General features: G+C 39.9%; 12 protein-coding genes. All 12 read left to right on the forward strand.

Annotated elements, in window-relative coordinates:
- The 12 genes from GD597_RS14130 (at window position 1) to GD597_RS14185 (ending at window position 14,527) form a co-directional block, all read left to right on the forward strand.
- Complete coding sequence (locus GD597_RS14130) at window positions 1-906, forward strand: glycosyltransferase family 2 protein (protein WP_171608528.1); 906 nt, start codon at window positions 1-3, stop codon at window positions 904-906.
- Window positions 907-1,101: 195 nt separating this feature from the next.
- Window positions 1,102-2,493 (forward strand): CDP-glycerol glycerophosphotransferase family protein, encoded by a 1,392-nt coding sequence (locus GD597_RS14135; RefSeq protein ID WP_171608529.1) that lies wholly within the window; start codon window positions 1,102-1,104, stop codon window positions 2,491-2,493.
- On the forward strand, window positions 2,490-3,740 hold the full coding sequence (locus GD597_RS14140) for a glycosyltransferase family 4 protein (RefSeq protein WP_171608530.1): 1,251 nt from the start codon (window positions 2,490-2,492) through the stop codon (window positions 3,738-3,740). The genes GD597_RS14135 and GD597_RS14140 overlap by 4 nt, the downstream gene beginning before the upstream one ends.
- A 44-nt stretch (window positions 3,741-3,784) precedes the next feature.
- Window positions 3,785-5,038, forward strand: a complete 1,254-nt coding sequence (locus tag GD597_RS14145; protein ID WP_171608531.1) for a glycosyltransferase family 4 protein — start codon at window positions 3,785-3,787, stop codon at window positions 5,036-5,038.
- Window positions 5,028-5,648, forward strand: a complete 621-nt coding sequence (locus GD597_RS14150; protein ID WP_171608532.1) for a methyltransferase domain-containing protein — start codon at window positions 5,028-5,030, stop codon at window positions 5,646-5,648. The genes GD597_RS14145 and GD597_RS14150 overlap by 11 nt, the downstream gene beginning before the upstream one ends.
- A gap of 127 nt (window positions 5,649-5,775) precedes the next feature.
- The gene (locus GD597_RS14155) at window positions 5,776-6,630 is read left to right on the forward strand and encodes a putative nucleotide-diphospho-sugar transferase (protein WP_171608533.1); all 855 of its coding nucleotides are present in this window, start codon (window positions 5,776-5,778) and stop codon (window positions 6,628-6,630) included.
- A gap of 18 nt (window positions 6,631-6,648) precedes the next feature.
- Complete coding sequence (asnB, locus tag GD597_RS14160; RefSeq protein ID WP_171608534.1) at window positions 6,649-8,505, forward strand: asparagine synthase (glutamine-hydrolyzing); 1,857 nt, start codon at window positions 6,649-6,651, stop codon at window positions 8,503-8,505.
- On the forward strand, window positions 8,502-9,659 hold the full coding sequence (locus GD597_RS14165; protein ID WP_171608535.1) for a glycosyltransferase family 4 protein: 1,158 nt from the start codon (window positions 8,502-8,504) through the stop codon (window positions 9,657-9,659). Before asnB ends, GD597_RS14165 begins: the two co-directional genes overlap by 4 nt.
- 1 nt (window position 9,660) lies before the next feature.
- Entirely contained in the window at window positions 9,661-11,004 is a 1,344-nt protein-coding gene (locus GD597_RS14170; RefSeq protein WP_171608536.1) for a glycosyltransferase family 2 protein, read from the forward strand.
- 407 nt (window positions 11,005-11,411) lie between these two features.
- Window positions 11,412-12,581 carry a glycosyltransferase gene (locus GD597_RS14175; protein ID WP_171608537.1) on the forward strand — a complete coding sequence of 390 codons (1,170 nt, stop codon included), beginning with the start codon at window positions 11,412-11,414 and terminating at the stop codon, window positions 12,579-12,581.
- Window positions 12,574-13,923, forward strand: a complete 1,350-nt coding sequence (locus GD597_RS14180) for an O-antigen ligase family protein (RefSeq protein ID WP_171608538.1) — start codon at window positions 12,574-12,576, stop codon at window positions 13,921-13,923. The genes GD597_RS14175 and GD597_RS14180 overlap by 8 nt, the downstream gene beginning before the upstream one ends.
- Complete coding sequence (locus GD597_RS14185; RefSeq protein ID WP_171608539.1) at window positions 13,886-14,527, forward strand: GNAT family N-acetyltransferase; 642 nt, start codon at window positions 13,886-13,888, stop codon at window positions 14,525-14,527. The genes GD597_RS14180 and GD597_RS14185 overlap by 38 nt, the downstream gene beginning before the upstream one ends.
- The last annotated feature ends 2 nt before the right edge of the window (window positions 14,528-14,529 follow it).

Genomic DNA, 14,529 nt, shown 5'->3' on the forward strand with positions numbered 1-14,529 from the left:
ATGTCTGCTACACTTCCCCTGGTTACCATAGTGGCTGTTTGTTATAACCAGGAAAAATATGTATGTGATACACTCAACAGTGTTGTACAGCAAACCTATCCCAATATTCAACTCATCATTGCCGATGATGGTTCATCAGATCAGTCAAAGCAACTCATTAGTCAGTGGATTGCCCAATATTGCCCGGATGCCTTTTTTTTAAATCATCAGGTTAACCAGGGCGTAACTAAAAATTTAAACTCTGCCTTGCCCTATATCAAAGGCGAATTTTATCAGTTTATTGGTTGCGAGGATAATATGCTGCCCCATAAAATTGAAACGCAGGTGAATCTTTTTCTTACAGAGCCTGCAGCCGATATTGTGTACTCTGATATGTGTTTAATGGATGAAAACGGTGTATTGCATGAACAAACACATTACGAACAGAATTACGAAGAAGTGCCCATGAATGGCGATGTATACGAAGAGCTGATTAAACGTTGTTTTATTACCACACCCACTGCATTAATGCGTATCAAAGTATTACTGGCATTGGGCGGCGATAATGAAACCATGGAAATAAACGATTATGATTTTTGGCTAAAAGCTTCCCGTAAATTTCAGTTTTTATATCACGATGATATTACCATGCATTACCGCGTGGTGCCAACATCGTTAAGCAACAGGCAGGGTATTATCCGGTTTAGAAATAATTTTCTGGTGTACTATTATAATTACGATAAACGCCAGCCTTACCGAGAAATATTTAATTTCAGGTTATTGTTTAATGTGCGTAACCTGGCTGCGCAGCAGTACAAATATGCGCCCTTGTATGCACTAAAAGCATTTAGCAAAACCATGCAGCCGGTATATCTTTTTTTATGTGCACGGTATTTTAAATTGTGGTTTACAGGTAAAAATATTTAAGACAATATTGGCCCTGCTGCAGGTGCTGATAGCAGCTTAACTTGCGTCGCACTCTTGTACGTTCTGCAATGTAGCAGCTACCATTAGTTAGTACTATTTTATTTGCCGCCATAAAACCCGAACCCTGAACCGAGCGTGGCAAGCGGCGATGCCATTATAACAGAAAGCCGGTTACCAAAAAAAATTCAATACAAAGTGGAAAAACGGATTTTAGTAGCTATTGTTGGACAAGGCTCCATATCGCACATCATACGTACAGGAATGTTGCAGCAAATGCAACTGTTTTGTACGCCTGTGGTAGCCATGTTATGGCAGCAGGATGATTTGATAAACGAGCTAACCCAACAGGGTTTTGAAGTATCGCTGATGCCAGCCTATAAAACCAGTGCAGCTTATGCCGGTGTAAGAGACAAGCTAAATATGTGGTATAAATGGTATAAGGTAAAATCGCCCAGCACCGGTATAGAAGAACGTTATCGCGATACGCATTACCCGGCAAAAAAAAGAATGTATAATTGGCTTAAGCGGGCAAAGGCACGTACGTTGTTTAGCCTGTATCCACCCTATATAAAAAATCTGCTGCAACAGGAAAATGAATTAATGCAGGCCGAGCCCGTATACACCACTTATGCAAACTGGCTAAATGAATTAGATGTGCAGGGTATTTTTACAGTAACCCCGTTTTTGCATGAATTAGACCTTATAGCCCGTATTGCGGCTACCAATAATATTCAGTTACTGGCATCCATACATTCATTTGATAATGTTACTAAAAGAGGTTGGGTATCTACTTTTTTCCAGCAATATATTGTATGGAATAAATATAATAAAGCCGAGCTTACCCGCATCCATCCACCACTGGCTAATCATATAACCATTGCAGGTGCACCCCAATTTGATTTTCATTACAATCAGGCCAATATAATGCCCAAAAATGAATGGCAGCAATTACTGGGTTTGCCAGCCAATAAGCGGGTTATATTGTATGGTGCAGGTATCTGGTGGTTGTTTCCCAACGAGCCGCAATATGTAACCCATTTGGATGAAGCCATCACTAATGGCCAATTACCCGCCGATACGGTGATTTTATTGCGTTGCCATCCGCTCGATTATCCCGAACGTTGGAAAGCAGCATTAGCCAGTTCTAAACACATTGCGTTGGATGCCTATACGGGTACCAGGGAGCAGCCAGACAGGGATAATATTACCCCGACCGATATTAGCAAGCTAATCTCTACCTTACAACATACAGATGTACATATCAATTTATGCTCAACCATGGCCGTAGATGGTAGTGTGTTTAATAAACCACAAATTGGTCCGGCATATGATGAAGTGCAACCAGCCACACAACATTTGTTAAAAGATATGTACCGGCAGGAGCATTATATACCCATTATACAGGTACAAGGTGTTAGCCTGGCCAACAGCAAACAAGAACTAATAACATTGGTAAATAAAGCCTTGGCCCAGCCATCAGCTTTTACCGCCAACTGTGCAGCTACGGTAGAAACAATTACCAGTTATAGGGATGGCCAGTCAACAAATAGGGTATTACAAGTCATCAGGCAATTTTTTGGCGAATGAGAATACTGCATGTTTGTAGCAATTATTTTCCTGCTACCGGGGGGCCGCAATATATCATGAAGCATTTCTCAGAAATGCTGGTAAATGAATATGGCGATGAGGTAGAAGTAGCCACTTCCAATCTGTATTATGGCCCGGAAATTCCCTTGCATAAAACCATCGCACCTGCTATTGAAACCATTGCAAAAGTAAAAGTGCACCGCTTTCCGGTACAACGCTGGCATAATGGTATCATACAATTGGCCAATAAACTAACAGCCAAACTAACCGGTAAACCTTTGCCTCATGCTATTACCAAATACCGCAACCAAATGCATGCACCCGGCATCAATAAAATGATGCAGTGTACCGATGCTGATATTATAATGGCCACAACCGCCTCCTATAATTTTGCCGACTATGGTTCCTGGCGCTGGAAAACAAAAAGCCCAAAGCCTTTTATATTGTATGGGGCCATTCATTTTAATACAGCCGGCCAATGTTATGCCCCTTTTGCGGAAAGGGCCAAACAGGCAGATGCCTATATAGCCAATACCAGTTATGAAAAAGAACAGTTGGTACAAATGGGGGTAGTTGCCAATAAAATCAGCGTTATTGGTACCGGTATTAATCCGGAAACACTTTTTGCTGCTGATAGTGATATTAAGGCTTTTAAAAAAGTACATGGCATAGATGAAAACGATATAGTCCTGGGTTTTGTAGGCAGATTAAAACCAGGCAAAGGGGTGGATATTTTACTGGATGCTATGGAGCAAATAATGCATACCCACACACAGGTAAAGTTAATACTAGCAGGCTCTGCTACAGAATATATAACAGTTATACAGGAACGTATTAGTACAAAGGCTTTGCCGGTACTATTGCTTGCCGATTTTGATGAAAACCTGAAACCTGTATTGTTTCATGTAATGGATATGCTGGTACTGCCCTCCACAGGAGAATCTTTTGGCATTGTTTTTCTGGAAGCCTGGGCCTGTAAAAAACCAGTAATTGGGGCCGGTATCGGAGCTGTCTCTACATTGATTGACGACGCAAATGATGGTCTGCTGTTTACACCCGGTAATACGGCTTCCTTAATACATGCTATTACACAATTGGTACAAAATAGCCCATTGCGTAAACAACTGGGGCAGGCAGGCTATGAAAAGCTCATGCGTTTGTATACATGGCCTGTAATTGCAAAAGCGTACAGGGATTTGTATATACACACGATTCAGGAATTTAACCAAAGAAAATCTATTTCATAATTATTAAGTAAGGTCCTTTTGGCAAAGGGCTTGAATATACCATTTTGAAAATTTTACTTGTAGTACAAAATTATACCCCGTCAGTGGGCGGCACACAAACCTTTTTTCAGCACTTCGCCGAAAACTGTGTAGCCAACCATGGCGATGAGGTTACCGTTATTACTACTAATTCCTATTTTGGCCCCGATAAAAAGCAATTCAAACTAATTAAGGAGGTTTATGCATTCATCAAAGGTGTGCATGTTAAGCGTTTTCCCTTTTATCGTTGGCACCAACCGGTATGCAGACTATTAGCCAAAATCGCTTATCGTATATTAGGCCAGGTACCCGAATGGATCAATAATTATCTATCCGGCCCCTGGTCGCCGCAAATGATCAATGCCATCACCCGTTCCGATGCAGATGTAATTTTGGCTGGTACATCCAATTACCTGTATATGCAATACCCCCTTTACCGGCAAAAGCTACAGCAGCCCAAGCCATTTGTATTTCAGGGGGCCATTCATTTTAAAGAAGATAAAACCATCCAGGTAATCTCCCGTCAGGCATTGGCCGCTATTGCTGCCAGTGAATATTACCTGGCCAATACCCACTACGAGAAAAACAGATTGGCAGAAATGGGTATCGCACCTGAAAATATAGCGGTCTCAGGCTGTGGCGTACACCTGGCAGATTTTGTGGAAGATGAGGGGCATGCCTTTCGCCAGCAGTTTGGTATTGGAGAGGATGAAATACTTATCGCCTATATTGGCCGTATAGAAGCCACCAAAAATATAGAATTGCTGCTTACCGCTTTTACACAGGCAGCGCAAATCCAGCCCAATACAAAATTGATCATTGCCGGCTACCCCAATCCAGATTATTATCAACGATTGCAAGGCATTATTCAGGGCTATGAAGCACATGTGCAGCAAAAAATACATATCCTTACTGCTATGCCTCATCAGCAAAAAAATGCATTATTGCATGCGGCTGATATTGTAATGCAGCCATCCTTTAATGAATCCTTTGGTATTATTTTCCTCGAAGCATGGGCTTGCAAAAAGCCGGTCATCGGGGCACAGATAGGCGCCATTGTTTCAGTAGTAGATAATGGTACGAACGGGTTGCTGTTTCATCCCAATAATGCAGCAAATGCAGCAGAAATGCTTTTGCAACTTATCACAAACGGTCCCCTGCGTTTACAAATGGGCCATAACGGATACCAGAAACTCATTGCCAATTATACCTGGGATATTGTTGCAGCTACCTGCCGGCAAACCTTAATACAAGCAAAAGAAAAATTTTATGTTTCCTGAGGTAGCAATCTGGATAGAAAAAATATTACAGCCAATACAACCGGTAAAAGGCAATAACCATATTGCCAATCTTGGTTCTTCCACACTCAGCTTTAGAACCCAGGTGCAGCCACATATACAACAACATATCCTGGCGCCACTTGAACAACGTGGCTGGAAAATCTATCATATGGATGATAAAATGGACGAGGGTGTTGATGTTGTGGCCGATATTACTGATCGCACCCTTGGTGCCAGTTTTAAAAATCATTTTGCACTCACCATCTGTACCAATATGTTAGAGCATGTGGAGTATATAGATATGGCGGCTGCCAATCTTTTATCCGTTACGGCCCCCAATGGATATATGCTAATCACGGTGCCCTATAAATACAAAATTCACCACGATCCTATCGATAATGGATTTCGCCCAACACCAGCGCAAATAATGGCCTTGTTTCCGGCAGGCACTGTGCGGCAAATGGCTTCTTCTATTATTAGTATCAGCGATAAAAAATATTATCGGGTAAAACAATCTGCCATACCTTTTTGGGGCTATCGCGATAGAATTTTGTATTACCTCGGCAAACGGCATAAAGTGTCGGGAATCTTATTAAAAGTAATAAAGTAAAATACTTTTTATTGGCCCGGCAGCTGATCAACTATGTAGCACCGCTTGCGTCGCACTCTTGTACGGTTGGGATATATGGCAGCAGAAAAAATACCAGATAACTTTTTAATGTATCAATTAATTATAAATGGAGCATAAACAATTTAGCGATAGTTGCGGATACCTTTATATCGCTACCGGAGCTAAATATTTGAAAGAAGTATCCGTCTCTGCAAAATCCCTAAAAAGATTTACCCAAAAACCAATTTGTGTTGTTACAGATGATGAATCTTTTCAATCAGAATTTATCGATCAGGTAATTATCATGCAGCCATCAACTGATTTTGTTACGAAAATTATTGGCGTACAACTTACACCTTTTCAAAGAACCATTTTTTTAGACAGTGACACATTTGTTTGTTCACCACTCGATCAACTTTTTGAAGCCCTGGATTTATTTGATATGAGTATGAGTGTTGATAATTTTATGCATAGCCTTTCGTTTTTTCAACAATACAATCCTTCCTTCGAAATAAAGTATAAAAATGTAATTCCCGAGTATAATACCGGTGTTATAGTGTATAAAAATACAAGCAATGTACAATTGCTATTTGCCGATTGGTTACGCATTCACACAACAATGCAAATAAAAGCCGATATGCCTTCCTTCCGAGAAACATTTTTGCAGCATGCGCATAACATAAGAATTGCACCATTGCCTTTCGAATATAATTTTCATGGGGTGCAAACATTTGGCTTTGCCTATAACGAAATAAAAGTGATACATGAAAGACTTGGAGAAAAATGGAACACCCTAACATCACTGGGAATGTCATTTGATGCAATGGATCGGTTTGCAAAAAAGATCAATAAAAATAAGGGCAAAAGAATAATTGTACATACCTGGTTTGTAATACCGTATACATTTAGTCCATTCAGACTAAAATATAAGCTCAAGAAAATGCTTGGGATTAAGAAAACCAAAAAGGCTGAAACCTATTAATAAAATTCCTTTCTATTTATGTGTGGGTTGGTTGGTATTTATAGTTTTAAAAGAAATATTCTAGATAGAAAAGAGTATATAAAAAAATGCTTGCTTACCATGAAACATCGTGGGCCGGATAGCCATGCTATTTGGCATAACAATGCAAATTATATTTCAGGCTTCGTTAGACTTTCAATTAGAGATATTTCGAATCATGGCAATCAGCCCATGCTTTCCAATTGCGGAAACTTCTGCCTTTCTTTTAACGGAGAGATTTACAATTCGGAAAAATATAAAGCCCTGCTAATCAGAGAAGGCGTTCAGTTTGCCTCCTCGTCTGATACAGAAGTTTTATTATATGCTTTAAAAAGCTGGGGTATTCAATTTGTATTGGAACATTTCGATGGCATGTTTGCATTTGCATTTTACGATTTGCAAAAAAATGAATTATTGCTTGCCCGTGACAGGCTTGGCATCAAGCCACTATATATTGGGTTCGATAAAAATGAAAGTATCATCTTTAGCTCGCAGTATGATCATATTATAAACTATGCATCCATACAACAAGAAGCTTTTGACCCATCATCTATCGGTACTTATTTGCAATTAGGTTATATACCTGATAATGCCGGCGCAATTAACAAAACTATCCTGTTTCCTCATGGGCATTACGCCGTCATAAATTCAGCTGGGTACACTATTACCCAATACTATTCATCGGTAAAAAGTGTTCTGTCGCAGCAAGTGTTATCAGAAGCGCTAATACAAAAGGCTGCTATAGAGCAACTGGTAAGTGATGTTGAAGTAGGTGTGTTTTTATCAGGTGGAGTAGATAGTTCACTGCTCGCATATTTAGTGAACAACAAGCAGCCAATTTCTGCTTTTACAGTTGGCACCAACGATGCCTATTCTGATGAAACAAATGATGCTACTGGTTTTGCAAAAAGAATTCAGATGAATCACCAGGTGGCAAAAGTTACTGAACAAGATTTTATTGAAACGCTGGAAGACAATACAGAGGCCTATTCTGAACCGTTTGCAGATTTTTCTTCTATACCTTCCCTCGTAATTTCGAAATTTGCTGCAGCGCATGTAAAAGTAATTTTAAGTGGAGATGGTCCCGATGAGCTGTCTTATGGATATTACCGGAATATTAAATTGTTGCATGCAGGAAAGTACTTTTTTGATAATAATCTTGCTAAGGTAGCTAAACTTATTTCTGGAAGATTTACTTCAAAATATCCATTCTTAGATAGTCGGATATTAACCCAAAAGGATTTTTATACTTATTACTACCAATATCTTTTTCTGTTTGGAAGTAGTTGGGTGCCAGCTATTTTTAAGCCAGCCTGTGCAGAAGCATATTTTCTTCAGAATATCAGAAATAATAGTATGCAGGATGTAACGCAACAGAATTATATGCATACTGTAAGAGATATTGAACTAAACCTGCATTTGCAAAGGGTGTTACTTAAATTAGATCGTGCCTCAATGTTTCATAGCATCGAGGCAAGAGTGCCATATTTGTCTAATAATATTGTTGATGCTGCTATGGCTGCTGGTATCCAACAGCATATAAATGGCCATGAAGGAAAATATTTCTTCAAAGAATTATTGGCACAGAAAACAGACCATGATTATGCCTATAAACAGAAAAAAGGTTTTTTGGTACCAATGGCAGCATGGCTTAGAAATCAAATTAAAGCTGATGTTTATGATAAGGTACTAAACATGCCAGCCGATCTGGATAGTATGTTTAACCGAAACCAACTTATCAAATTATTAGATAAACACACAAAGGATGGCAAAGATTTCAGCGGCATTATTTGGTCATTATACGCCTTGGTAAACTGGTATAACAAGCATTATAACAAGCAAATCTTAAGATCTTGAATATCCTCATCATAGTAGAACGTTTCCCTGTAACTACAGAAACTTTTATTGTTAATAAGGTATTGCACCTGGCTAAACTGGGTAATACCATTACGGTGCTGTGTAATAGTACCGATAAAGGAATGTACAACCGCTTTTTTGCAGGTAATACCCATGTGCGTATACTGGTGGCAAATAAGGTGCAATGGTGTTGGTACCTTTTCAAACGTCCTTTTGGTGTACTAAAAGCTATTAGCCTTGGCAGGCAAATGAAACAATCCCTGTTAAATGGGTTCAGGTACTACCTTATTCAAAAACAGGCACCCGATATTGTACATTTTGAATTTTCAGGAATTGGTATTGCTTACCTGGATATTTTACCAGACCTCAACGCTAAAATCGTGGTAAGCTGCAGGGGCACCGCCGAAAAAGTGAAATTGCTTTCCGATACTACCCGGCAACAACAGATACGATTATTGTTTAATCAGGCAGCTGCCATCCACTGTGTTTCTGCCGATATGCAGCAAACCATTGCACCATATTGCAATGAGCCAGGCAAAATATTTGTCAACTTTCCTTCTATTGATACCCTTCAGTTCAAAAGAAGATTTTCCTATAAGCAGCGTTCACCAGTAACCATTTTAAGTGTTGGCCGGTTTAATTTTCAAAAGGGATATCTCACCGGTTTACTCGCCATGCAATGTCTGGCAAAAGCCGGACTGGCATTTCAATGGGTATTGGTTGGGGATGGCCCCATGAAGGAGGAATTATTATTTCATATTAATCAGCTGTCACTAAACGATTATGTTCAATTTGCCGGCTCCAAAACCCGGGAGCAATTATTAAAGCAACTGCATGATACCGATATTTTTTTCCTGCCCAGTGTATATGAAGGTATTGCCAATGCGGCATTAGAAGCAATGAGCATGGAAGTACCAGTTGTGTCAACCAAAAGTGGCGGTATGGCCGAAGTAATAACCCATGGCGTAAACGGTATGCTGGCAGAGGTATACGATCATCTGGCACTGGCAGCCCATCTGGAGCTACTCATTAATAATTTTGCCATGCGCCAGTCAATAGGTGCTGCCGGCAGAACCAGAGTTGCAGAACAGTTTACCATTCAAATGCAAACAGCCGTTTTCCAAACTAAATACCAGCAATTACTGGGTATTTAATATGCTCTTATTTTCTTTTATCCGTTATACGCAACCTGCCTGGCAATTTAACCTTTTGCCCAATGTACAACACGCAGTGGCATCCAGTTGTATTGATATTGCATTATACCCGCAACTGGTGTTGGATGAACAATACCAAACCCAATCGGCACGCCTGGCCGATGCTGGTTACACACTGGTAAATCAGGGGCACTTGCTTACTGCTTCAACAGCACAGGTACAAGCGCTAACTAAATTGCCTGCACCCAGCTTACACGATGAATATGTATTTGTAAGAAAATATTGGGGCACATTTTGGGCATGGTATGCCTTATTTATCAGGCTATTTACTTTTCATAATCCCTTTAAAGAAATAGTGGCTTTTTTGTCAACAGCCAAGGTTAAAAAGGTTAACCTATTTAATACGTTCGAACTACATGCTGGGTATAAAGATTTTCATTCGCCATTACTTTTACAACAACCATTTGTGGCCGTGATTATACCTACCCTAAACCGCTATACTTATTTGAAGGATGTATTACACGATCTGGAAAAACAAGCTTATACCAATTTTGAAGTTATTGTAGTCGATCAGTCTGATCATATCGATACCAGTTTTTATCAGCAGTTTCAATTAAAGCTTACACTCATTACACAAAAAGAAAAGCTATTGTGGACGGCCCGCAACAATGCTGTTAGGGCAACCGCTGCAGATTATCTGTTATTTTTTGACGACGATTCAAGGGTTAACGCCAACTGGATAGAAGAGCACCTGAAATGCATAGATTATTTTAATTGTTCAATTTCGGCCGGTGTTTCTCTGGCGGCAGTGGGACAAAAAATTCCACAGAGTTATAGTTATTTTCGCTGGGCCACCCAATTCGATTCGGGTAACGCCATGATAAAGCGCTCTGTAATGCAACAAATAGGCATGTTCGACGAAACCTTTAACGGTCAACGTATGGGAGATGGCGAATTTGGATATCGGGCCTATATGGCTGGTATATCCAGTATTTCAAATCCTAATGCAGCAAGGGTTCACCTCAAAGTAAGTACAGGTGGTTTACGCGAAATGGGTAGCTGGGATGCTTTTCGTTCCATAAAATGGTTTGCTCCCAAACCCTTGCCCAGTGTAGTGTATTTGTTTAAAAAATATTTTCCACCGGCATTATATCGTAATGTATTTTTTATAGGCATCATGTTATCCAATGTGCCGTATAGGTATAAAGGCCGTTCGGGCATGCTGGCATTAAGTGTGGTGCTTACCATTATAAAATCGCCTGTGTTATTGGTGCAATATTATCGGGCAGTTAAAATGGCCGGCAATATGCAGCAATCGGCAGTTGCACCAACAATATTGGAATAGTTATGGGCCCGGCAGTAAAGCATAGTGCAGCATTCGTTGCGTCGCACTCTTGTACACCAGGAACATGATGCGGCAGGGAAGAAGTGAGTGGTGAATGGTGAGTGGTCAGGAGGGAGTGGGAAGAAGTGAGTGGTTAGGGGTCAGTGGTGAATAGTTAGGGGTATATTTAATGTAAGTTTTGTATGTTAAAAAAGCAGCTAAATTTAACGCACTATATTAATCACCATTCACCATTCACCAGTCACCATTCACAAGTCACCATTCACCACTCACCAATCACAGATCACCGCTCCCCGCTCCCCGCTCCCCATCTGCCTGGCAAGGCTCCGAACGGTGCAGTGTGCGACGCAAGTGTAGCTGTATATAGTACTTAAGTTGGGCTAATAAAAAAAGAGATCGTTATATAAATGCAAAATAAATTTAAGCGGTTGTTGATTGTGTCTGACTGTATACATATGTATGCAGGAAATGGAGCAGTGGCTACAGAGAATCATATTTTTCGCAGGCAAATGGAAGCCATTGCCGCCTATTTTGAACATACCACTATTTGTTGCCCTTTTGTATCGTACGATGAACATAAAGTAATTACGGCCTACGACACTAATACTATTTCGTTTACCGCATTGCCCAATGTAGGCGGTAATACCTGGAATGATAAACTGGCCATAATAAAAACTATTCCGGCCTGGATTAGTGCTTATCGCAAAGCCAATAAGGTTACTGATGTGGTGTATATGCGTTTCCCTAATAATTTAAGTATACCCGCCTACTTTTATTTTACACTTATTGGCAAAAAAAAGTTTGCAGCCTATACGGGTAACTGGCCCGATTATGTAAATGAACCCATTACTTACCGACTGCAAAAATGGTTATTAACACATTGGTTTAACGGGCCTGTTTGGGTTTATTTGAGTGGGCAAACCACGGCTAAACATATATTTAATGCAAAAAGCCCCTCGTATTATTTATCTGAATGGGAGGAGGAATCCAGCCAGGTGGAAGAGAGAATAAAAATGTTGCACGCAGATGATTTGAGTCACCCTGTATTTATCACGGTAGGGTCATTAACTGCACACAAAAATCAGCAATATATTCTGGATGCTTTTTTGGTATTGCGCAAACAGGGCCTGCAGTTTACCTTATATATAGTAGGAGATGGCGTTTTAAAAAACAGCTATGCTGATTTTATTAATAAACATCAGCTGGAAGATTGTGTAATTCTTACAGGCAAGAAAAATTATATTGAACTGAGGGCCTTATACCGGCAATCAGATTTTTTAATTCAGGCACCATTGGTAGAAGGTTTTGGTAAAGTGCCGGTAGAAGGTTTATTTCATGGCGTAATTCCCATACTTAGTGAAAGTGCCATGAGTAAGGAAATGACAGGTAATGGCGGGTTTGGCTATGTATTTTCAGTGGCCGCTGTTGATAACCTGGTACAGCTTATCACCAGCATATTAGCGCAGCCATCGCAACTGCCGCCTATGATAACAGCCGGCAGGGATTATGCACGTTCACATACATTGGATCAGTGGAGTGAACATTATATCCATCTATTAAATACTTATTTTGAATAAGCGGATACAACAATATTCCAATGTGCTATATACTCCGGTAACGCACTTCTTGCTCGCATTGTCAGGGGGTATTCTTATTGGCTTTGACTTTTTGCCCAGAGATATATTTGGCTACCTGTATCTGGGCGTGGCTGCCGTTTTGTTTATCTATGCATGGCAGCAGAATTTGTATATGTTTTTTTCAGTGTTGCCCTATCTTATTTATATGGAAATATATATTAGGGCATATGATAGGTTTATACCTTATTTGTTTATGCCATATGTGTATATTTTTGTTTTTCTGTTATATATTTTCAGAAAGGGTACACAGGTTAGGATACATTCCAGGGCCTTTATTTTTTTAATCATATTTGCCTTTATTGAATATTTTAATGGCTTACGTACCGAGGATGTAGATTATGCCCGTGGGCTTATTACCAATACTTCTGCACTGGCTATTATTGTATTTTGGGCTTCCACCACGGTTATTCAACCTTCATTAATTAACCGCTTGTTTTATCACATCAAAATTGCCGGTGTATTATTAACAGGTATTGTATTGGCAGCACATCTTATCGGGCATATCGATTATGGGTTGGCCTCAAATTCCGAATCAACCAATGGGTTGGCACCCGTACAAATCAGCGGTTATCTGGGTTTGGTAAGCATATTGTTTTTTTTGTCAATTATGGATGAAACCGAAAGACGCGACATTATATTGAATATTATATTTTTTACCCTCGTTACCACCATTATGGTGTTAAGTTTCTCCCGTGGTGGTTTGTATTTTTTAGTGGGCGTTATGGCACTTTATTTTATACTCAATTACCGTAAAGTAAGTAATTACCTCATCTTAATTGTGCTTATTCCCATTGGTTACCTCATTTATAATTATGTTACCGAAACCACTGGTGGCGCCATTGTAGAACGTTACCAGCAGGAGGGTGCATCTGGCCGCGATATATTAGTAGAAGCCGCCTGGCATTTGTTTCAGGATGATCCATTGGCTGGCGTGGGTACCGGAAATTTTCGACACGAAATTATTAAGCGCGGATTGTATGCCGAAGAGTCTGGTGCGCATAATGAGTTTATGCGGGCCGCAGCAGAACATGGCTTGCTGGGTATTATTTTCTACTGGGGATTTTTTATTATACTTTTTTATGAAGTATTAAAACGCAAAAAGCCACAACGGGATTATGGCATTTACTTCTTTGTACTATTCTGTTTAATTATTGTACATAACGGATTAAAAATATCCATTCAGCCAATTATATTAATGCTGGTAGTAGGTACGCCAAGCCTCTTTACCATAAAACTTAGAAAGCATGTACCAGTTGCAAAAAACAGCGCCCTCTCAGCTTAATGATTTGGCGCATTGCCATGCTGCCTGTTTTCCGGATTCATTATCGGTGCAATTGGGAACTGCCTATATCGCCAAAACTTTTGAATGGTTTCTGGTAAATGAGCACCGGTTTTTGTTTCATATAAAAAATGGGGAAACCATTATTGGGTATTGCGGGGGATTTATTACCCAATATGCCGGTGATGGATCAACCAGCGGCATGATGCAGTTTGCGATGACAGAAGCTATTAAGGGCGTTATTAAAAGGCCATGGTTATTATTACATCGGGAAGTAATTCCTTTTTATCCGCTTATTGGTAAAAACCTGTGGAAGAAAATAATTTCATTGGCAAAAACACCAAAACTTGCGCCAGCAACAGCAAATGGTTTTACCAGTAGCGCCGGACTGGTAGTAATTGGCATATTGCCGGAACACAGGGGTAAAGGGGTATTTGAAATGCTTATGCAGCAGTTTGACAAAGAAGTATATCTACATCATGCCAGCCGGGCGCATTTATCGGTAAAAAAAGAAAATGCCAGGGCTATTCAGGCATATAGCAAAGCAGGATGGCAAACTGCAAAAACAAATGAGCATACTATTGAAATGCATAAATATGTTGAGTAAAA

This window comes from Limnovirga soli (assembly GCF_013106755.1).
In the GTDB taxonomy this organism is placed as follows: Bacteria; Bacteroidota; Bacteroidia; order Chitinophagales; family Chitinophagaceae; genus Limnovirga; species Limnovirga soli.